The organism is Mucilaginibacter endophyticus, assembly GCF_003351025.1.
GTDB lineage: Bacteria > Bacteroidota > Bacteroidia > Sphingobacteriales > Sphingobacteriaceae > Mucilaginibacter > Mucilaginibacter endophyticus.
Map to the genome: position 1 here is coordinate 780,526 of NZ_QPCG01000002.1, position 18,492 is coordinate 799,017.

Annotated in this window: 21 protein-coding genes; 6 read left to right on the forward strand and 15 right to left on the reverse strand. The window is 40.8% G+C overall.

Annotated elements, in window-relative coordinates:
• Positions 1 to 14: 14 nt before the first annotated feature.
• The 3 genes from DUL71_RS10695 to DUL71_RS10705 form a co-directional block, all read right to left on the reverse strand.
• On the reverse strand, positions 15 to 1,118 hold the full coding sequence (locus tag DUL71_RS10695) for an efflux RND transporter periplasmic adaptor subunit (RefSeq protein ID WP_114938538.1): 1,104 nt from the start codon (positions 1,116 to 1,118) through the stop codon (positions 15 to 17).
• A gap of 33 nt (positions 1,119 to 1,151) precedes the next feature.
• A complete protein-coding gene (locus tag DUL71_RS10700) occupies positions 1,152 to 2,504 on the reverse strand; it encodes a TolC family protein (protein ID WP_114938068.1) in 1,353 nt (450 codons plus the stop codon).
• Between the two features lie 77 nt (positions 2,505 to 2,581).
• Positions 2,582 to 3,193, reverse strand: a complete 612-nt coding sequence (locus DUL71_RS10705) for a TetR/AcrR family transcriptional regulator (protein ID WP_114938069.1) — start codon at positions 3,191 to 3,193, stop codon at positions 2,582 to 2,584.
• Between the two features lie 209 nt (positions 3,194 to 3,402).
• On the opposite strand from DUL71_RS10705, the gene purB reads away from it, so the two are divergent.
• From purB to DUL71_RS10720, 3 genes are all read left to right on the forward strand, one after another.
• Positions 3,403 to 4,746, forward strand: coding sequence for an adenylosuccinate lyase (gene purB / locus DUL71_RS10710; protein WP_114938070.1), 1,344 nt, complete (start codon positions 3,403 to 3,405; stop codon positions 4,744 to 4,746).
• Positions 4,747 to 4,869: 123 nt separating this feature from the next.
• Positions 4,870 to 5,421, forward strand: a complete 552-nt coding sequence (locus DUL71_RS10715; RefSeq protein WP_112570525.1) for a NifU family protein — start codon at positions 4,870 to 4,872, stop codon at positions 5,419 to 5,421.
• Positions 5,422 to 5,693: 272 nt separating this feature from the next.
• Positions 5,694 to 6,107: a hypothetical protein gene (locus DUL71_RS10720; RefSeq protein WP_161964414.1), complete on the forward strand. Its 414-nt coding sequence runs from the start codon at positions 5,694 to 5,696 to the stop codon at positions 6,105 to 6,107.
• A 36-nt stretch (positions 6,108 to 6,143) separates the two neighbouring features.
• On the opposite strand, the gene DUL71_RS10725 is transcribed toward DUL71_RS10720, so the two are convergent.
• From DUL71_RS10725 to mtaB, 4 genes are read right to left on the reverse strand one after another with little or no spacing between them, the layout of a single operon-like run.
• Positions 6,144 to 6,935: an inositol monophosphatase family protein gene (locus tag DUL71_RS10725; RefSeq protein ID WP_114938072.1), complete on the reverse strand. Its 792-nt coding sequence runs from the start codon at positions 6,933 to 6,935 to the stop codon at positions 6,144 to 6,146.
• Complete coding sequence (locus DUL71_RS10730) at positions 6,901 to 7,389, reverse strand: GtrA family protein (RefSeq protein ID WP_114938073.1); 489 nt, start codon at positions 7,387 to 7,389, stop codon at positions 6,901 to 6,903. Before DUL71_RS10730 ends, DUL71_RS10725 begins: the two co-directional genes overlap by 35 nt.
• Positions 7,382 to 8,551 (reverse strand): prolipoprotein diacylglyceryl transferase, encoded by a 1,170-nt coding sequence (locus DUL71_RS10735; protein WP_114938074.1) that lies wholly within the window; start codon positions 8,549 to 8,551, stop codon positions 7,382 to 7,384. The genes DUL71_RS10730 and DUL71_RS10735 overlap by 8 nt, the downstream gene beginning before the upstream one ends.
• 28 nt (positions 8,552 to 8,579) lie before the next feature.
• A complete protein-coding gene (gene mtaB, locus DUL71_RS10740) occupies positions 8,580 to 9,899 on the reverse strand; it encodes a tRNA (N(6)-L-threonylcarbamoyladenosine(37)-C(2))-methylthiotransferase MtaB (protein ID WP_114938075.1) in 1,320 nt (439 codons plus the stop codon).
• A 176-nt stretch (positions 9,900 to 10,075) separates the two neighbouring features.
• On the opposite strand from mtaB, the gene DUL71_RS10745 reads away from it, so the two are divergent.
• Together DUL71_RS10745 and DUL71_RS10750 are read left to right on the forward strand one after the other, a co-directional pair.
• Positions 10,076 to 10,684 carry a hypothetical protein gene (locus tag DUL71_RS10745; protein ID WP_114938076.1) on the forward strand — a complete coding sequence of 203 codons (609 nt, stop codon included), beginning with the start codon at positions 10,076 to 10,078 and terminating at the stop codon, positions 10,682 to 10,684.
• 274 nt (positions 10,685 to 10,958) lie between these two features.
• Positions 10,959 to 11,795, forward strand: a complete 837-nt coding sequence (locus DUL71_RS10750) for a hypothetical protein (protein ID WP_154402360.1) — start codon at positions 10,959 to 10,961, stop codon at positions 11,793 to 11,795.
• Positions 11,796 to 11,800: 5 nt separating this feature from the next.
• Here DUL71_RS10750 and DUL71_RS10755 read toward each other — a convergent pair whose 3' ends face one another.
• From DUL71_RS10755 to DUL71_RS10785, 7 genes are all read right to left on the reverse strand, one after another.
• A complete protein-coding gene (locus DUL71_RS10755) occupies positions 11,801 to 12,529 on the reverse strand; it encodes a (Fe-S)-binding protein (RefSeq protein ID WP_114938078.1) in 729 nt (242 codons plus the stop codon).
• 13 nt (positions 12,530 to 12,542) lie between these two features.
• Positions 12,543 to 13,865, reverse strand: a complete 1,323-nt coding sequence (locus tag DUL71_RS10760) for an MFS transporter (protein ID WP_114938079.1) — start codon at positions 13,863 to 13,865, stop codon at positions 12,543 to 12,545.
• A gap of 57 nt (positions 13,866 to 13,922) precedes the next feature.
• On the reverse strand, positions 13,923 to 14,255 hold the full coding sequence (locus DUL71_RS10765; protein WP_208645522.1) for a YnfA family protein: 333 nt from the start codon (positions 14,253 to 14,255) through the stop codon (positions 13,923 to 13,925).
• A gap of 118 nt (positions 14,256 to 14,373) precedes the next feature.
• Positions 14,374 to 14,898: a DinB family protein gene (locus DUL71_RS10770; protein ID WP_114938081.1), complete on the reverse strand. Its 525-nt coding sequence runs from the start codon at positions 14,896 to 14,898 to the stop codon at positions 14,374 to 14,376.
• An 83-nt stretch (positions 14,899 to 14,981) separates the two neighbouring features.
• Complete coding sequence (locus tag DUL71_RS10775) at positions 14,982 to 15,329, reverse strand: hypothetical protein (protein WP_114938082.1); 348 nt, start codon at positions 15,327 to 15,329, stop codon at positions 14,982 to 14,984.
• A gap of 41 nt (positions 15,330 to 15,370) precedes the next feature.
• A complete protein-coding gene (locus DUL71_RS10780; RefSeq protein WP_114938083.1) occupies positions 15,371 to 16,699 on the reverse strand; it encodes an MFS transporter in 1,329 nt (442 codons plus the stop codon).
• Positions 16,700 to 16,769: 70 nt separating this feature from the next.
• Positions 16,770 to 17,297, reverse strand: coding sequence for a hypothetical protein (locus DUL71_RS10785; RefSeq protein ID WP_114938084.1), 528 nt, complete (start codon positions 17,295 to 17,297; stop codon positions 16,770 to 16,772).
• Between the two features lie 75 nt (positions 17,298 to 17,372).
• Here DUL71_RS10785 and DUL71_RS10790 point away from each other — a divergent pair, with 75 nt between their 5' ends.
• Positions 17,373 to 17,867, forward strand: a complete 495-nt coding sequence (locus DUL71_RS10790; protein WP_114938085.1) for a hypothetical protein — start codon at positions 17,373 to 17,375, stop codon at positions 17,865 to 17,867.
• 27 nt (positions 17,868 to 17,894) lie between these two features.
• Here DUL71_RS10790 and DUL71_RS10795 read toward each other — a convergent pair whose 3' ends face one another.
• Complete coding sequence (locus tag DUL71_RS10795; protein ID WP_114938086.1) at positions 17,895 to 18,416, reverse strand: GNAT family N-acetyltransferase; 522 nt, start codon at positions 18,414 to 18,416, stop codon at positions 17,895 to 17,897.
• Positions 18,417 to 18,492 lie beyond the last annotated feature (76 nt).

Genomic DNA, 18,492 nt, shown 5'->3' on the forward strand with positions numbered 1-18,492 from the left:
CAATTGGTTAATAACTAATTGGCCGATTGAACAACTTTGACTTTATCGCCGTCTTCAACCTCTGTTGCGCCTTCAACTATCAATTGGTCGCCGGCTTTCAAACCTGATAATATCTCGGTTTGGCCGCCATAAGTAATACCCGATTTTACATTTACCTGTTTTGCAATACCGTTCTGATTTACAAACACATGGTCGCCGGTTTCTGATTTCTGTACCGCTTTTACAGGTACAGAGATGGTGTTATTTTTTGAATAGTCGGCGATTTTTAAAATGGCGGTCATGTTAGGGCGCAGTGTGCTGCGTACCGGCAGTTTAATCTCAACACCAAAACTACGTGATGTAGCATCAATAGCTTTAGCGGCAAAAGTTACTTTAGTAACCAATGAATCGTTAGCATCCGGAATTAAGATCTTAACATCGTTACCGGTGTTTACGCTGCTCGCATATGATTCGGGAACATCAGCCTTTACTTTTAAAACATCAGCATTAACAATACGGATACCGGTTTGCCCCGGTGTCGCACTCTGCCCGAGTTTCAGGTCCATTTGATCTACAGTACCGTTTATAGGTGATATGATACGATACAGGGCAGATTGCTTTTTTAATGAGGCCAAAGCTTTTTGGCTGCTTTGTAATGTAGTTTGAGCCTGAAGATATTGCACTTCGGTGCCTATTTTTTGATCCCACAGGTTTTTCTGACGATCAAATAATTGCTGGTTTAAACTCACCTGGGCTTCGCTTTGAGCGATGTTTTGCTGCATAACGCTATTATCAAGCTGTGCAAGGATCTGACCCTTGCTTACATGTTGGCCTGGTTTTACATAAAGCGCGGTAATGGCAGCCTGCATTTGCGGATAGGCAGTAACGTTATCCTGCGCATCTATTTTACCCTGTATTTGAACGTAGTTGGTAAAATTGCCCATTTTCACTTCAGCAACACTTACGTCGGTGCTCTTGGCCGAATCGGTAGTGCCCATTTCAGACTGCAGCTTCTCAATTTTTGAATTGATATCTGATTGCTGCTTTTTAAGATCGGCCAGCTCGGCCTTTTTATCTTTAGGCTTACTTGAGCAGGCCGCAAGTAAAACCAGGAATGGTATGTATATAAATTTTTTCATTTTCATTGTTATATAGTGAGTTTAGTGTTGTTATTATTTAATTCGTCCGTAAGCTTTGTCAAGGTCAACTTTACTAACCAGGGCATCATAAAGGCCTTGTATGTATTTATTATCGGCATCTTCAAGCCCTGTTTGCGCTTGCGTAACCTCAATACTTGAACCTACACCCTGCTGATATTTTATTTTTGAAACACGCAATACTTCCTGCGCAAGGGTTTGATTACGTTTTTGGTTATTAAGCGACTGCAAACCATTTACATAAGTAACATGCGCCTGGTTAGCCTGTAGCTTTAAGCCGTTTTTAGCATTCTCCAAATCATTTTGTGATTTAAGTACGGCTATTTTTGATTGCCTGATCTGGTTAACACGCTGAAGACCACTAAATATGGGTACGTTTAAAGTTAAACCAACGTAACTCGACGGAAAGCTCATTTTATACAAGTTACTAAAATTATTGTCCTGATATGATGAGGTATAAGCCGCGTTAGCTTTAAGCGACGGCAGAGAAAGCGATTTTTGACGTTTCAGGTCCAGTTGCTTAAGGTCGACATTAGTCTCGGCTAAATTGTACTCGATGCGGTTGTGGTAAAACGCGGTATCGGCAGCAAGATCGGCTGTATTGTCTTCAAGTTTGATATCTTCAAGTTTATCCTTCAAACTAAGCGCATATTCAATGGGCATACCCATCTGAAATTTAAGTACCTGGTAATTTAAAGCCAGTAAACGAATGGTGTTTTCGCGGCTCGTAACTAAGTTATTGTACTGAACAACAATACGGTCAACATCAATTTTTTCAACAAAACCCTGCTTGTTTTGCTGCGTGGTTTCATCCATTTGCTGCTTTAGCTGAGCAATATTGGCATTCAATAATCTCAACTGCTCATTGCTAACCAAAACTTGGTAATAAGCTTTGGTAACATTAACGTTAGCCTCAATTCTTGAACGGATATGACTACGGATAGAAAGTTCCTTATATGTTTTAGACGCCTTTAAACCAACAAGATAGCTACCATCAAATAAAATCTGGTTAGCATTTACCCCAAAGCTCGACTGGTATTTAACACCGAACTGAATAGGAACAAAAGTACCGGCCGGCTGTCCAAAAAACTCACCGGGCAATAACGTGGTCGGGATTTTCAAGTAATCCTGAAAGGATGCTGTACCGGTTACCTGGGGCAAGCCAATACCAGTGGTTTCCTTAACTTTATACTCGGCGCTTTTGATATCAAGTTTGGCATTAACTACCGAATCCTGATGCTCATAGGCATAGTTAACACAATCCTCAACAGTAAAGTTAAAGGTTTGTACATTGGGCGCAGCCTCCTGCCCAAAGCTTTTAAAAGCTATGGCACAAATTGCAGCTGCCGTGAAGAATAGATATTTCATTATATATGTTGTGATTGAGTGATTTAATTTAACTGGTACAAATTTCATGCAGTTAGTGACAACCTTATGTCAGCATGTTATTCATTATCAATATTCTTATACTCGTTAAGCAGTTTGTACCCTTCAATGGTACAAATGCCATAATTAAAGTGATCTAAAAACTGAACCTGCACTTTCCAGGGACTAAAATCCCTTACCGGAAAAATGGATGTATTAAAGCCCAGTTCTACCTGGTTAACCCGCATCCGTGCTATAATGCGTACGTCAATGTCTTTACGGATATACCCCTGTCCCATTCCCTTGATCAGCAGCTCTTCCATTTTCTGGATCAATATTTCGGATTTGAATTTTTGAAAATCGTTCCAGGCTTCGGGATGATACTTTTGCAAATCGTGGATAACTATCGGGTTGATCCTTGAAAAGATCTCTTCCGAGCATTTGGTCATATTGATCATCTCCTCAATCACATTAGCTGACTTGCTGATGATATCATTCATTTGATCCTCATCTTCCTTCAGCTTCTGTTTAGTGAGCGCTACTACCAGTTCATTTTTATCCTTAAAAAACTGGTAAATGGTTTTTTTTGACATACCCAGATGCCTGGCAATATCATCCATGGTGATACTTTTGATACCTGCGGTTAAAAACAGGTCCTCGGCGCCTTTTATAATTCTTTCGGTTTGACTCATTGACTTTCCGGGTCAAAACTAAGGAAACATTTTTTGAATAAAAAGTTTCCATTCATTTTTACTTTTTCATTACAAATATTTGTTCGTTTTTAAAATTCATTTAATTATTGCTTGTTATACAGCGGTTTATTTGCGAAGCTTTTAATCTGCCTTAGGCCATCAAAAATGATTACCTTTGCAAAAATTTTCATCCACTCTCTTTTTAATATATGACGCTTACTTCACTTTCAGCGATCTCGCCTATTGATGGCCGTTATAGAAACACCACTGCCGAACTTGCCGCATACTTTTCAGAATATGCCCTTATCAAGTACCGTGTATTTGTTGAGATAGAGTATTTTATAGCACTTGCCGAATACCCACTACCTCAGTTACAAGCATTTGATAAAAATCTATCAGAAAAGTTACGCGACATTTACAGAAATTTTTCGGAAGATGACGCTGAAAGTATCAAAGTGATTGAAAAAACGACAAATCACGATGTTAAAGCCGTTGAGTATTTCATTAAAAAGGAGTTTGATAAATTAGGCCTGGAGCCGTTCAAAGAGTTTATTCACTTTGGCCTTACCTCGCAGGATATTAATAATACTGCCATCCCATACACATTTAAACTGGCTTTAAATAACAGCTATTACCCTGCTATTACTGACCTGGTTAGCATCCTGAAAGCATTTGCTGCCGATTGGGAAAATGTTCCTTTGCTGGCGCATACCCACGGTCAGCCGGCTTCACCAACCCGCCTGGGTAAGGAAATCCTGGTTTTTGTTGAGCGCCTTGAAGCCCAGCTTGAATTGCTGAAACCTATCCCAAATTCGGCTAAGTTTGGCGGCGCTACCGGTAATTTCAACGCGCATAACATCGCTTATCCTGCCATCGACTGGAAAGCGTTCGGCAATAATTTCGTTAACAACATTTTAGGGTTGAAGCGTTCTCAGTTTACTACCCAAATTGAGCACTATGATAATTTTGCCGCGCAATGCGATGCCCTAAAACGCATTAACAATATCCTGATTGATCTTGACCGTGATATGTGGACTTATATCTCCATGAATTACTTTAAACAAAAGATCAAAGCCGGCGAAGTTGGTTCATCGGCCATGCCACATAAGGTTAATCCTATCGATTTTGAAAACTCTGAAGGTAACCTGGGTATCGCCAATGCTTTATTTGAGCACCTTGCAGCTAAACTACCTATTTCAAGGCTACAGCGCGACCTTACCGACTCTACCGTATTAAGGAACATCGGCGTACCTTTTGCACATACATTGATCGCCATCAAATCAACCGTAAGGGGATTAAACAAACTGTTACTAAACACGGACGCAATCAATGCCGACCTTGAGGCTAACTGGCCGGTTGTCGCAGAAGCTATCCAAACCATATTAAGGCGCGAAGCTTATCCTAACCCTTACGAAGCCCTGAAAGACCTTACCCGCACCAATCAACAAATCAACGCCACCACAATAGCGGAGTTTGTTGATACGTTAAATGTAAGCGACGCCATTAAAGAGGAGATTAAAAAGATTACGCCTTTAAATTATACAGGCATTTAGATGCGCAGATGATATAATGTGCAAAACCTGCGCATCAAAGAAATGTCATAACAAAGTTTGAGGTAGCTTTTAATAAAAAAGCTCATTAAATTTGTTAATTAGATTGAATAAAAACACGAAACGATGAACATCAACGTATATACCGAATTAACGCCTAACCCGGCAACTATGAAATTCATAGTTAACAAACTGCTTATTAATGGCAGCGTTGACTTCGCTACTAAGGAAAGTGCCGAAAAATCACCTTTTGCAAAAGAACTGTACAAGTTCTCGTTTGTAAACGGTGTTTTCTTTGCCAGCAATTTTGTAACCATTACCAAAACTGAAGGTAGTGACTGGGCAGATGTTGAGCCTATCATGAAAGAGTTTGTTAAAGGCGCTATCGAGTCTGAATTGAAGATCCAGTTAGAGGAAGAAGCCGAAGCAGGAAACTTTGAAGGCACCGAAACTGAAGTTAAAATTCAGCAGATCCTGCATGATTACGTTCGCCCGGCTGTTGAGCAAGATGGCGGCGCTATCACTTACCGCTCATTTAATGAAGGTATAGTAACCGTTGAACTTCGCGGTTCATGCAGCGGTTGCCCATCATCAACCGTAACCCTTAAAGCCGGCATCGAAAACCTGCTTAAACGCATGGTACCTGAAGTTACCGAAGTGGTTTCTGAAGCATTATGATATTGAAGATTGGGGTTTGAGCCCCTTTGCTTATCCAAAAGCCTTTCATGAAAATGAGAGGCTTTTTTTATTAACTTTAATCAATGTCATCAATCACACCAGTCCAATATTGCTTTCCATACTTTTTTGATGAATATGATTTCAGAAGCCTCATTGAACAAATGGGTCTGCAATATAAGTTGAGCTTTGATACGAAAACAAGATTATTTAACTCGTTATCTATATTTAACCACCACAATTTCAACTTTTTCATTAATTGCTTTACGAATTTGATGTTTGATCAAAATGGCGATCTTATAATTTGGAAAACAGAAGAAGACGTGATTAATATTTCAAAAATAAAAACCAACTACGGGCTTATAAATAAAATTGATTTCACAATCGAATTAAAGGGGCTCCATGCGGGAAAAAATGAACTGGGCAACAATTATGGTCTATCAAATTTTGTAACTTATGTTAGAAAAAGCAGTATTAATTATGATTTTGACTATGCTGAAAATTTCGCTATAGTAATTATCAATAATTCATCTATTGATATCATTCCATTTGATTGGTTCAATAAGAAGGGCGGCGATTACGGTTACGTTTGGCCAGCTACAGCTCAACTCAATTTAGGAACTTTTGAGTTAACCGGGAAAGGAATGCGAATGGAGAACTTTTCAATTCAGCTGCATAATCAGATTTGAAAACAAATTAGACAAACAAATGATTAAATATTTCCCTTACTTAAAATACTTCTGCACCACCTGCAGCATCTCCCCAGTTATCCTCCCATTAGTAGCTAACAACTCACGGGTATCCAATACTTCCGAGCCGCCTTTAAAATTTACAACTTCACCTCCGGCTTGTTTTACAATCACAATACCCGCAGCAACATCCCAAGCGTTGAGGTTATACTCGTAAAAAGCATCAAAACGACCACAAGCTGTATAAGCCAGGTCGACAGCGGCCGAGCCTAAACGACGCAAGCCATGGCTGGTACGCATCAGCTCAGTAAATAATTCGATGTAGGCTGCTTGCTTAGTAAAGTCGTAGTATGGAAAACCGGTTGCAAGTAAGCTGGTGCCTACCGTGTTGTTTTTGCTTACGCTGATCTCCTTGCCGTTCAGGTATGCGGGTGCATCCTTCCAGGCGTAAAAACATTCATCAAGATTTATTTCGTAAACGACGCCCGCAATCAGCTCGTCATATTCTTTTAAAGCTATACTTACAGAAAAAGCAGGTACACCGTGGATGAAATTGGTAGTGCCATCAAGCGGGTCTATGATCCAGTTATAGCGCTCGCCTATTTTAGTGGTTGTTTTTTCTTCGGTAATGAAACCGGCTTCAGGTAAAATTTTGCTCAGGCCTTTTACAATGGTTTCTTCGGCGGTTTTATCAACGTATGATACCATATCGTTGAGCCCTTTATACTCTATCCTATCAGGATCAAAGGCTTTACGCTCCTGCCTGATAAAATCACCTGCTTGTTTTGAAACTTCAATTACCTGGTTTAGGATGTTCGCTATTTGCATGGTTACGTTTTAATGATAGGCTGAATGAAAAAACTTTATGGATAAAAAAGCTTGCGAAGAAAAGACTCAATGCCGCCGAGATCCTTGCTACCGTTGGATTAAAACTACAAGCCTGGATCAATATTTTCACAACGGATAAATTGGCGAAGAAGCCAATAAAGGCTACCATGACAAAACGAAAAAATTGCTTGCGTGGTGCCGACTTCGACTCGTTAAATACCATATATCGGGTGATTAAAAAATTAACCACAACGCCCATAAAAAACGATAATGCCAGCGAAACAGTATAGTTACGAACAGTAAGCCCAAAAATGTGGTAAGTATGCTGTGTAAGCAGATTATGGTAAAAAAGGTAAAATGCACAAACATCTACCAAAAAACCGGCCCCGGCCGAAAGCACAAATCTGAATACCTGGTTATTAATTAATTTGCCTTTTGATTTATTATCAGCCATTTGTAGTACCCAGTGCTTTCTTTTCTTTGTTTAGTCCGGTAATGATCAACGCTGTGCCGCCCAAAACCATGATCACCGAGATCATTTCGGCCTGGGTAAATGAAACACCGGCAACAACATATTTAGTATTGACCCTAATGAGTTCGATAACGAAACGCTCAATGCCAGCCAATATCATGTATACACCAAACAAAACGCCCGGAGCTTTAAAATTGTGCCTTATTTTCCATAATACAAAGAACAGTAATAAACAAATTACAGATTCGTAAAATGAGGTTGGATAAACCGGGTATTGCAGCTCGTGACAAAACTTACCCATACAGTTCACCATCTGCACACCTTCGTCGTTCACGTTATGCGGAAATTTAAAGCTCCACATCCAATTGGGAGCCCAGCTTAACCATTGCGGCTTGGCTGCAAGGTTAACAATACCCCAGTCGCCATCGCCACTCATCTGGCAGCCTATACGACCTAAAGCGTAAGCCAGCATCATACCCGGACCGCCAATATCAAGCATATCTAATGGTTTAATGCCGTGTTTGTTAGCAATATAAAGCACGGCCGCTCCACCGCATATCAGGCCACCATAAAAGGTTAAACCACTAAAACCGACCAGCATACCAACCGGGTCTTTCATAAAATCGCCCCAGTTTTCCAATGCATTAAACAACTTGGCGCCGGCAAAGCCAAACACCGCAGCCCAAAGCAATATACTGCCTAATAATTCATGGGGGTGTACGTCAATATCTTTGGTTACCGGTTTGTCAAGCTTTTGCTTGTTAGCTTCGTGCCATGCCCAATAAGCAAAAGCTGCGGCTCCGAGTATGCCACCAATCCAGTTACCTCTTAAGGATAGTAAAAATTCTTGCGGCGTATCCAACAGCATTTGGTAGTTGAGCGCGCAATCAACAATTTTATAACCCAATAAAAAGCCAAAAATACCATTGCTTATTAATTCGGTACTTGACGCCTGTAAACCTATAGTAACCCGCTTTTTAAAAGTATGGATAACGCCTAATGCTTCTTTCCGTTTAAACTCCTGGCCAAAAGCCCAGTAACCGCCAACAAAAGCTATCGCTACAAAAAAGCCAAAAGTTTGTATGGGCAAAGGAAGATTAAAGCCAAAAAGATATTTTAGTAACGATGTAAGCGTAGGAAACATAGGTTATATTTTAAGGCGAATATAGAATTTAATGCACTAATATTTCTTCGCCCTCTGTTATTTCAACATCACCATCAGGTGAAATATTTGTTAGATGTACTGTCTTCAATTCATTAACCAGCACAGGATCATACTTGGTACGCACCTTTACATAATTGCGGGTGAAGCCGTGCATAAAGCCATCTTTAATATCGCCCTCAAATAAAACTTCCTGGTTTTTATCCAATTGACTTTCATAAAAAGCGCGGCGTTTTTTATCAGACAGGATGTGCAGCATTTTGCTCCGCTCCCCGCGTGCCGAGCCAGGAACAGCACCCGTCATCTGGGCAGCTAAAGTATTTTCCCTTTCCGAATACGTGAATACGTGCAGGTATGATATATTAAGTTCGTTCAGGAAATTATAGGTATCAATAAAGTCTTCCCTTGTTTCGCCGGGGAAGCCAACTATAACGTCAACACCAATGCAGCAATCGGGCATTAGTTCTTTTATTTTCGCAACACGGTTAACATAAAGGTCGCGTTTATAGCGGCGGCGCATCAGTCCCAATATCTTATCCGAACCAGATTGCAGCGGAATATGAAAATGCGGAACAAAGCGTTTTGAGGTGGCAACAAAAGCGATGATCTCGTCGGTAAGCAGGTTAGGCTCAATAGATGAGATCCTGAAACGGTCGATACCTTGTACCTCATCAAGCGCCTTCACAAGGTCAAAAAATTTATCCTCGCGCTGTCCGTTTCGGATCCCGAAATCGCCCAGATTGACACCGGTAAGTACAATTTCTTTTACGCCAGATTCGGCAATTTGCCTGGCCTGCGCAACAACGTTTTCGATGGTATCGCTCCTGCTCGCGCCACGTGCCAGCGGAATGGTACAAAAGGTACAAGAGTAATCACAACCATCCTGCACTTTCAGGAAAGTACGGGTACGGTCGCCAAAAGAATATGCCGGTACAAACTCGTTAGCTTCAGACACGGGCTGGTTAAGCACCAATGCTTTTGGCCTTTTAGTTAGATCGGTAATATGATCAACTATCTGAAATTTTTCGGCAGCGCCAAGCACCATGTCAACACCCGGAATTTCGGCTATTTCCTGTGGTTTTAGCTGCGCGTAGCAACCTACAATTGTTACGTAAGCGTTAGGTGAAATTTTTAGCGCTTCCTTAACTATCTTCTTACACTTTTTATCGGCATTATCGGTTACCGAGCAGGTATTGATTACAAAAACATCCGGTGTTTCGGTAAAATTTACCGTATCATAACCGGCCTGGTTAAACAGCCGACCAATAGATGAGGTCTCTGAATAATTCAGCTTGCAGCCTAAGGTGTAAAAAGCGACTTTCTTGTTCATTTCAAACGGCAAAGATACAGTTTTTTATAAAATGTTGTTTCGGAGCATTTTTCATATCAGCGTAAATAATAAACGTTAAAACCAGCAGAGGGTTACTATAACAATTGATAATTTTATTTATCAGTATCATTTCTGTATTTTCAAACCGATTTAACATCTTCTAAACCTTATCAATCATGATCATATACGGTATCAAAGCCAAACTCTTAAAATCCGAAATAGCAGGCGACACCTGCCCAAATTGCAATACGGCTAACAGCATCCAGATGAATGTATTTCAGCGTTGGGCGCATATTTTCTGGATTCCGTTTTTCCCGATAGGTAAAACAGGTGTTTCGCAATGCCTTAATTGCAAACAGGTTTTGAAATTTAAGGAGATGCCGGCCTCGCTCAAATTAAGTTATGACAACTTGAAAGTACAGACCAAAATACCGGTATGGACATTTGCCGGGTGCTTTTTGATAGTTATTGGTTCGATCTTTTTTTATATAAGCGAAAAGCAGAAAGCTAAAAAAGTAAACCAATGGGTTTTATCACCGCAGAAGAACGATGTTTTTCATATCAAACTCAAAAACGATCACTATACCCTATACAGAGTAAATAAGGTTTCCGGCGATTCGGTTTACCTGGCCCTGAATAAATACGAGGTTGACCGCGAAGACGGGCTTGATGATATTGCCGCCAAAGGCGACACTGCTTATGACAATGCACAGGAAGGCGTTGCGAAACCTTTTCTTGTAGAAATGGCAAAAGAAGGAACCATTCTGGATATTGAACGCAAATAAGCTTATGACTGCCGCACCCCGCTCTTATTGGTTTGCTAAGTTCCTTGAATGCATGTATCTGCTTGTAGCAATTTATGATTGCTTAATGACGATGTGGGGTCCTTTACTTTACAAGCTGTTTAATTCTTTTGGTGACCTCTCCTTCGCAAGGCTCTTAACATGGGGTAGTATTGTGATGTTCATCTTTTCAGTGGCCTATTCTATCTATTGGCATCAAAAAAGTAAAAAGGAAGAATTTAATTCAGGAATAAGGCACGCGTTTTTGCGCGGCGTTATGAGATACTTCCTTGCCTATCAAGTGTCGGCTTATGGTTTTGCCAAAATCTTAAAAACACAGTTCGGGCATGTTTACATGAGGGATAATACCACTGTAGGTCAGCTAAGCGGCTTCGATCTCACCTGGAATTATTTTGGCCACTCCTACACTTTCGCGGTTATACTGGGCTTGCTTCAGATTGGAGGCGGCGTTATGCTTTTATTCAGGCGTACTACCTTATTAGGCACCTGTATATTATTACCGGTAATGTTAAACATTGTATTGATCAATGTATTTTATGATATAGCCACAGGGGCATTCATAAACTCAATCATTATAACTACCGGCCTGTTATACCTTTTACTACTACGATGGCCGGATATTAAACCTGTTTTATTTAAAGAAGTGGTAATACCGCCTTTAAGGCTAAGTTTTGCAAAACCAGTTTTAAAACTTTTAGTAATCGGCCTTGCTTTTTATAGCATTTACCGCTATGTAGCGGCTGTACCATCATCGACCTTTACGGGTAAATGGAAAGTCAAGGAATTTAAACGAAATGGCAAAACTGTCGGTGAAAACGATTGGATGAATGGTGCGCAAAACTGGTGCTATATATACATTGAAGATGATGGCAGAATATCATTTTGTGCAAATCCTTACGTGTTTGAGGCTAACCGGGCATGGTTTGGCCGATATAATTACAATGCTAACCAAAAAACATTCAATGTACATTTCGACGGCGGCACAAACAATGATACCACGAAGGTAAAGATCAGCAACTACAACGGAAAGCAAATGCAATGGGATACCAAAGTGTATGATGATACCCTAAAGTTGAAACTGGTTAAAGAATAGCAGGATTACACATTCCCCCAGCCCAGGGCCAAGACATCGGCAATGTGCATGGTTTGAATAGGGAGATTATTTTTATCGATATATCCCTGCATATGCATCAGGCATGATGTATCTGTCGAAATGATATACTCCGCGCCGGCATCAAGCGCGTTATTTACCTTTTGCTGCGCCATGGCTGTTGAAATACCATCAAACTTAACTGCAAAAGTGCCGCCAAAGCCACAGCAGGTTTCACCATCTTTTAGGTCGAGTAACTCAAGACCAAGCACTTTGGACAGCAACTGACGTGGCTCATCTTTGATCTTGCATTCGCGCAGACCGGCACAGCTATCATGATAAACAGCCTTGCCGTCAAGCTCGGCGCCGAAATAATCATACTCCAGGATATTTACCAAAAAATCAGATAGCTCGTAGATATTCCCCTGTATAGCCCGGCATTTGTTATGTACGGCGGTATTGGTAAACAGATCGTTATAATAGTTTTTCACCATGCCGGTACAAGATGCCGAAGGTGATACGATAACGCTATCTTCCGAAAAATCACTCAAAAATTTGCTACCAACCTCTTTGGCATCATCCCAAAAGCCCGCATTAAAAGCCGGCTGACCGCAGCAGGTTTGCGCCGGATTATAACTAACCTTGCAACCTGCTTTCTCCAGCAGTTTTACAGTATTAAAAGCTGTTTCGGGAAACAACTGATCTATAAAACACGGTATGAACAACTCAACCTTCATCTGCACAAATTAGTTAACGGGCGCTAAAATCCAAATTTTTATTGACGTTTCGTTCCGCCTTCAGCAAAGAAAACAATAAAATTAAGCCGACAATGAAAAATACGCCCAATACCAGGACTGAATTTCGCGGACTTCCGGTTATTTCTTCAAAAAAACCAAAGCTAAATACCCCGCCTACTATAGCCAGCTTTTCGGTAACATCATAAAAGCTGAAGAAAGATGCCGTATCCGGAATATTTTCGGGCAGATACTTTGAATACGTTGAGCGCGACATAGACTGGATACCTCCCATCACTAAACCTACCACAACAGCGATAATGTAGAACTGTGTTTGCGTATATGTAAAGTAAGCCGCTATACAAACCCCAATCCATAGGATCACCACGCCTATTAATACCTTTACGTTGCCATATTTACCCGACAAGCGCGACATCAGCGTTGCTCCGAAAATAGCAACCAATTGAATAATCAAAATTATAGTGATCAACTGCGGGGTTTCCATTTTCAATTCCTTGGCAGCAAAACCTGTAGCTACCAGCATAATGGTTTGTACTCCCATCGAATAGAAAAAGAACGACGGTAAAAACCTTTTTAACAAAGGCATTTCCTTAACCTTTTTCCAAACATGCCCTAATTCAATAAAGCCCCCTTTTATAATGTTATGGCTATGGCTTACCGCGTTGGGGCTGCCCTTAGGCAATACGCTGAACGGGATCATGGCAAAACCTATCCACCATAAGCCCACCAGCAAAAACGACAGGCGCGGCGCAAAGGTTTTATCAACAATGCCAAACCACTCGCCTTTGAGCACAAACAAAAAGCAGATGAGCTGCAACAATACACTGCCTATATAACCGTAAGTAAAACCTTTGGCACTTACGTTATCCTGCATATCAACTGTAGCAATTTCGGGCAGGTATGAATTGTAAAACACAAAACCACCACTATAACCGATAGCCGCCAGCGCAAAACAGATGATCCCCATCTCCAGGTGATCCTTATCAAAATTGAACAACGCGCAGCATGCCGCCGAACCAAGCAGCGTAAAAAACAGCATGAAGATTTTTTTATTGCCTTTATAATCGGCTATAGATGATAGTATGGGCAGCAGCAATACCATCACCAGGTAAGCAGCCGATAAGGCATAATCTGAAAGCGCGGTGTTTACAAAGCTTTTCCCGAAAAAGTTAACTCTATCGCCATTGGCATGATTAGTTGTTATAGCAACATAGTAGGCCGGAAAAATGGTTGATGTGATAACAAGGTTATAGGCAGAGTTGGCCCAATCAAAGAAAGCCCAGGCCCTGATGGTTTTTTTGTTGTTTTTGTTTTCCATTTGCTCACTAAATGTATGCAAATTTTACAAACTGCAAAAAATTGACTGTGGTCTCAATCAATGTCCGCGCGGCGCATAAACAATGATACAAGCACCGATCAAGGCAACCAAAGCTCCTATAATATCATACCTGTCTGGCTTAAAACCGTCAACCTTCCAGGCCCAGATTAACGCCATCACAATAAAAATGCCGCCGTAAGCCGCATACACTCGCCCGAAATTTGCGGTTTGCCAGGTGGCAACAATTCCATAAAGCGCCAGGATAACACCACCCAATATTCCGAACCAAAGCGGCTTACCTTCTTTGAGCCAAAGCCAAACCAGGTAGCCTCCGCCTATTTCAAATAAACCGGCCAATAAAAACAAAGCAAAAGAGCGAAGGATTGCCATAATTAAAATTTAGAAGCAATAGTGCTGCTAAAGATAAATAAACAGCGGCATTAGCTTGTAGCTATGATAAAAAAGGCCTCCTGTGCGGGAGGCCTCTAATCATTCTTGTAAATCAAGCTTAGCTTCTGTCATAAAACGCTGGCGGCTCAATTCCTAAGGAACGCAGATAAACATAAGCCTGGCCGCGGTGGTGTATTTCATTATCGATGATGTATTGAATAATGCTGTTTGCTACCCCTTCGTACTGACCAAAAGCCAATACTGTTTCCTGAAAGCGTTCGGCAGGGATTTGCGCCCAGTAGTTTGTTATATCTTCAGTCGCGTTGTCCCACAACTTTAAAAGATCATTTTTTGAGTGGGCTTCAACTTTCCCGGTATGATGATCGAGGCCTGCTATTGGTGTCCAGTCGTTGGTTACCAATCCTTTTACACCCGGGCTGCTCATGCTGATAATCTCCTTCACCATTTCTGAAAAGGGGCGCATCCCTCCTATCGAATAATTAAAAAGTGCTTCCTGCGGAAAAGCTTCAATCAGGCGACGGGTAACACGGCGCTGGCCAAGCCAGCTTTGTAAAAATTGATCGGGTGTATAAACAGATGCTACTGCAGTTTCTGTTGGCTGTTGAATTGCGTTGGTTTCCATTGTATTGTGGTTTTGTTTTTGATTACAATACAAAGTAACCACAGGCCGGTGACAACCCTATGTCAGCAGGAAAAAAAGAAAAATTAACTATTTGTATTTTGGATAAATTCAACCACCTGCTGCTGTTCATAGTGCGAAAGCGAACCTTCCGAATAATGCCATTTAGCGGTAGCATCGCCATCAAACATAATCTGCCCTAAATAATCCGGATTCTTTTTATCGTCAAGCAACGGCTTGCTTTCACCAATCTCGGGAGCTATCTCCTGGATCTCAAAAAGGATTGCTTCGCCATCGTTACCGCCCTTGTAAAGTTTGTACAAGCCAGTTGCGTTTAACTCATGACTTGTTGATTGATGAAGCACCGGCTCGATGATAATATTTCTTTGTGTGCCGTTATCGCCGGTTACATTGTGATTAACTGTATGGATCATGGCTTACGTTTTTATATAGTACAAGCCTGCCGCCAAATTGTTTAAACACTTGCTTTAACGCTTTGTCTGCGGATCTTACTTTCGGTAAACATTAACACAATAAGCATAATTAATCCCAACACAAAAAAGCCGTCAAGAGCAAGCGTGGAGTCGCGCATTTCGTTAGTTACGGCTTCCACAAAGCCAAAGCAAAACAGGCCAACTACTATCGAAAGCTTTTCGGTAACATCATAAAAGCTGAAATACGAAGCCGTATCAGGAATATTCTCGGGCAAATATTTGGAGTAGGTTGAGCGCGATAAGGATTGTACCCCTCCCATCACTATGCCAATGACCACTGCCGCCGCATAAAACTGGATAGAGCTGGTGATAAAGTAAGCATACAGGCAAATAGCCGACCATACCGCCACTAAGCCAACCAACGTACGCACATTTCCAAACTTCTCAGATGATTTGGATGCGATCAATGCACCTGGCACCGCTACAACCTGGATGATAAGTACAATAGAGATTAGCGCGGCATCGGGCATATGTAGTTCTTTAGCAGCAAAATTGGCTGCGACAAGCATGATTGTTTGTACGCCAACCGAGTAAAGGAAAAATGAAGCCAGGAAGCGTTTTAACAAAGGCATGTTGCGCACTTTGCCAAAAACCTTTGCCAGTTCTTTAAAACCACCTGTAAGTACATTGTAGCTATGTTTACCCGCGTTAGGTTGTCCTTTTGGAAGTAACCGGAAAGGGATAACAGAGAAACCAATCCACCAAACAAAAACCATCAGGAATGAGATGCGGGCAGGCAGCCAATCATCAGTAATGCCGAACCAACTTGGCTGAAGCACTACAATGAAGCACAATACCTGTACCACAATGCTGCCTACGTAGCCATAAATAAATCCTTTGGCACTTACAGCGTCCTGTTTATCGGGTGTGGCAATTTGTGGCAGATACGAATTATAAAACACAAAGCCACCGCAATAACCTATCGAGGCGAGCCCAAAACACAGCATCGGGATTTCCAGCCCCGTGCCCGGCTTAAAGAAAAACAAGCCCGCACAGGCTAAGCTACCCAGCCAGGTAAACAATTGCAGGTATGATTTTTTATTACCCCGGTAATCGGCTATGGAAGTGAGGATGGGCAATATAGCCGCCACGATTAGATACGATAAGCCCAATATATAGTTTGATAAAACTGTGTTCACATATTTATGCCCAAAGAAAGTAACCATTTGGGTGTTTTTTGAATTGAACTTGGTTACCTCCACAAAGTATGCAGGGAAAATAGTAGAGGTAATAACGATATTATATGACTGATTGGCCCAATCAAACATACACCAGGCCCAGATGGTTTTCTTGTTATTTTTTGCTTCCATTGCGGCCTTAAAAGTATGGAAATTTAGAGGAAGCCCAATTTACAGAGGAAAAATAAATTGCTTTATATCATCAATGGCCGTAATTTATTTTAGGATGATCGATATCATACTTTAACCTGTAGTAAATTAAAATAAAGGTCACTATCAGCGTTAGGATTACGATGAAAACATTCTTATTAAATTCTTTTTCTTTTTCCGGTGTGTCTACAGAAATTTTGTATTCCCATTCAATCCCATATTTAACCTTCATCCTATTTGCAATATATTCTGCAAGCTTATAACATTCTGTTTTACGAAGGTCATTTACTTCTTCGTTCGTGCAGAAATTGCATAACAACAGAATTTCTTCTCCATTTTTAATATAAATTTCAGCGCTGGTATTCATCCCTCGTCCGGCCCCATTTTGGTCTGTCGTGATCAATATCCTACTATTTTTATCAATGGCGACCGTCTTTGAAGTTTTATAATCGGTAGAAATCACATCGAATGAATTCAATTGCAGTTTCTTTTCAAAATCATGTCTTGAGACGTAAGAAGTAATATAAATAGTGTCCGGGTCTTCCTCTCTTAAATACAAGCCTGCAAACCGAGTAATCATACAGCTAATGTAAAAACATAGTTTAGCTTTATTTTGATTTGTTGTAGTTTTATCAGACAATCAAAAACAGTAAATATGTTCAATTATCTTCATTTTACAGATCAGTTCGGCTCTTATCTTTACAACGATGATTTTCAAGAATTTACGACTAAAACGTTCACCGATCTGAGTAGATACAATGTTTTGGAAAGCGACTATATGCGGTCTGAAACCATGCATATTGATTTAGGCTTCACCAACGATGATGCTGTTATTGATGAAGATGAACTGATTGTTTTAGAGCCAGGGCAACCGATATTTTCACATCTGAATATTTACCCGAAACAAGATATTCAATATTTGCTGCCTTTTGAAATTTCGTTTACCGACACCCGTAATGATGTCTTACAAAAAGCAGGCAACCCAACACAAACCAATCACGAAGTTTCACCTATATTGGATAAACATTTTCTGATAGACCACTATAAAATAGGCAATCTGGTATTAAGTATAGATTACGATCCGCATGATGAGTATATCAATTTCATCCAGATCAGGGACAATAATATTGTAGCGTATTTGAAATTATAAAAACGCAAGGCCGTTAACCAAGTTTTTTCATATATCTTTAAGAATCGCATATAAATGCTCATCCATAATTTCACCATTCTTTGTGATAGCATCTCTCATGATACCCTCTTTTGTAAAACCCGCTTTTTCAAGTACCCGCATTGATGCCAGGTTGTTACCATTTACAGTAGCCTGGATCCGGATGATATCAAAGTTGTAAAACACATGCGGAACAATGAGCTGGACGGATTCGGTAACTACACCCTTGCCCCAATACTGCTCTCCCAACCAATACCCCACCGAGGCACTTTTGCGATAAACATCATCACCTTGCTTAAAATCAATTGCGCCAACCGCGTTATCGCCTATTACGATAGCTAAATTTGTCATAACGGCCTTACTTTGATGAGCTAATACCCATCTTTCAGCATCAGCCTTGGTATAGGGGTGCGGAAAGCGATCAAACAGGAAACGGGCAACATTGATATTATTGGCATGACGTTGTAACGATGCAGCGTCGGTTAACCGCCATGGTCTTAAAATAAATTTGCTGCCCTTGATTGTTGCCATCGTTATTGCTTAATCAGCATAAAAATAAGCTTTGATTAACAACCCTGTGTTAACTTCAAAGCCAATTTGCAATCGA

Excerpts from the sequence above, each read along its gene's own strand:
- DUL71_RS10725 (WP_114938072.1), bottom strand. The coding sequence starts at position 6,935 with ATGCAAATAGCGAACATCCTAAACCAGGTAATTGAAGTTTCAAAACAA.
- DUL71_RS10715 (WP_112570525.1), top strand. The coding sequence starts at position 4,870 with ATGAACATCAACGTATATACCGAATTAACGCCTAACCCGGCAACTATG.
- DUL71_RS10785 (WP_114938084.1), bottom strand. The coding sequence starts at position 17,297 with ATGATTACTCGGTTTGCAGGCTTGTATTTAAGAGAGGAAGACCCGGAC.
- DUL71_RS10770 (WP_114938081.1), bottom strand. The coding sequence starts at position 14,898 with ATGGAAACCAACGCAATTCAACAGCCAACAGAAACTGCAGTAGCATCT.
- DUL71_RS10760 (WP_114938079.1), bottom strand. The coding sequence starts at position 13,865 with ATGGAAAACAAAAACAACAAAAAAACCATCAGGGCCTGGGCTTTCTTT.
- mtaB (WP_114938075.1), bottom strand. The coding sequence starts at position 9,899 with ATGAACAAGAAAGTCGCTTTTTACACCTTAGGCTGCAAGCTGAATTAT.
- DUL71_RS10790 (WP_114938085.1), top strand. The coding sequence starts at position 17,373 with ATGTTCAATTATCTTCATTTTACAGATCAGTTCGGCTCTTATCTTTAC.
- DUL71_RS10780 (WP_114938083.1), bottom strand. The coding sequence starts at position 16,699 with ATGGAAGCAAAAAATAACAAGAAAACCATCTGGGCCTGGTGTATGTTT.
- DUL71_RS10775 (WP_114938082.1), bottom strand. The coding sequence starts at position 15,329 with ATGATCCATACAGTTAATCACAATGTAACCGGCGATAACGGCACACAA.
- DUL71_RS10695 (WP_114938538.1), bottom strand. The coding sequence starts at position 1,118 with ATGAAAAAATTTATATACATACCATTCCTGGTTTTACTTGCGGCCTGC.
- DUL71_RS10755 (WP_114938078.1), bottom strand. The coding sequence starts at position 12,529 with ATGAAGGTTGAGTTGTTCATACCGTGTTTTATAGATCAGTTGTTTCCC.
- DUL71_RS10720 (WP_161964414.1), top strand. The coding sequence starts at position 5,694 with ATGTTTGATCAAAATGGCGATCTTATAATTTGGAAAACAGAAGAAGAC.
- purB (WP_114938070.1), top strand. The coding sequence starts at position 3,403 with ATGACGCTTACTTCACTTTCAGCGATCTCGCCTATTGATGGCCGTTAT.
- DUL71_RS10700 (WP_114938068.1), bottom strand. The coding sequence starts at position 2,504 with ATGAAATATCTATTCTTCACGGCAGCTGCAATTTGTGCCATAGCTTTT.
- DUL71_RS10750 (WP_154402360.1), top strand. The coding sequence starts at position 10,959 with ATGAGATACTTCCTTGCCTATCAAGTGTCGGCTTATGGTTTTGCCAAA.
- DUL71_RS10745 (WP_114938076.1), top strand. The coding sequence starts at position 10,076 with ATGATCATATACGGTATCAAAGCCAAACTCTTAAAATCCGAAATAGCA.
- DUL71_RS10730 (WP_114938073.1), bottom strand. The coding sequence starts at position 7,389 with ATGGCTGATAATAAATCAAAAGGCAAATTAATTAATAACCAGGTATTC.
- DUL71_RS10705 (WP_114938069.1), bottom strand. The coding sequence starts at position 3,193 with ATGAGTCAAACCGAAAGAATTATAAAAGGCGCCGAGGACCTGTTTTTA.
- DUL71_RS10735 (WP_114938074.1), bottom strand. The coding sequence starts at position 8,551 with ATGTTTCCTACGCTTACATCGTTACTAAAATATCTTTTTGGCTTTAAT.
- DUL71_RS10795 (WP_114938086.1), bottom strand. The coding sequence starts at position 18,416 with ATGGCAACAATCAAGGGCAGCAAATTTATTTTAAGACCATGGCGGTTA.
- DUL71_RS10765 (WP_208645522.1), bottom strand. The coding sequence starts at position 14,255 with ATGGCAATCCTTCGCTCTTTTGCTTTGTTTTTATTGGCCGGTTTATTT.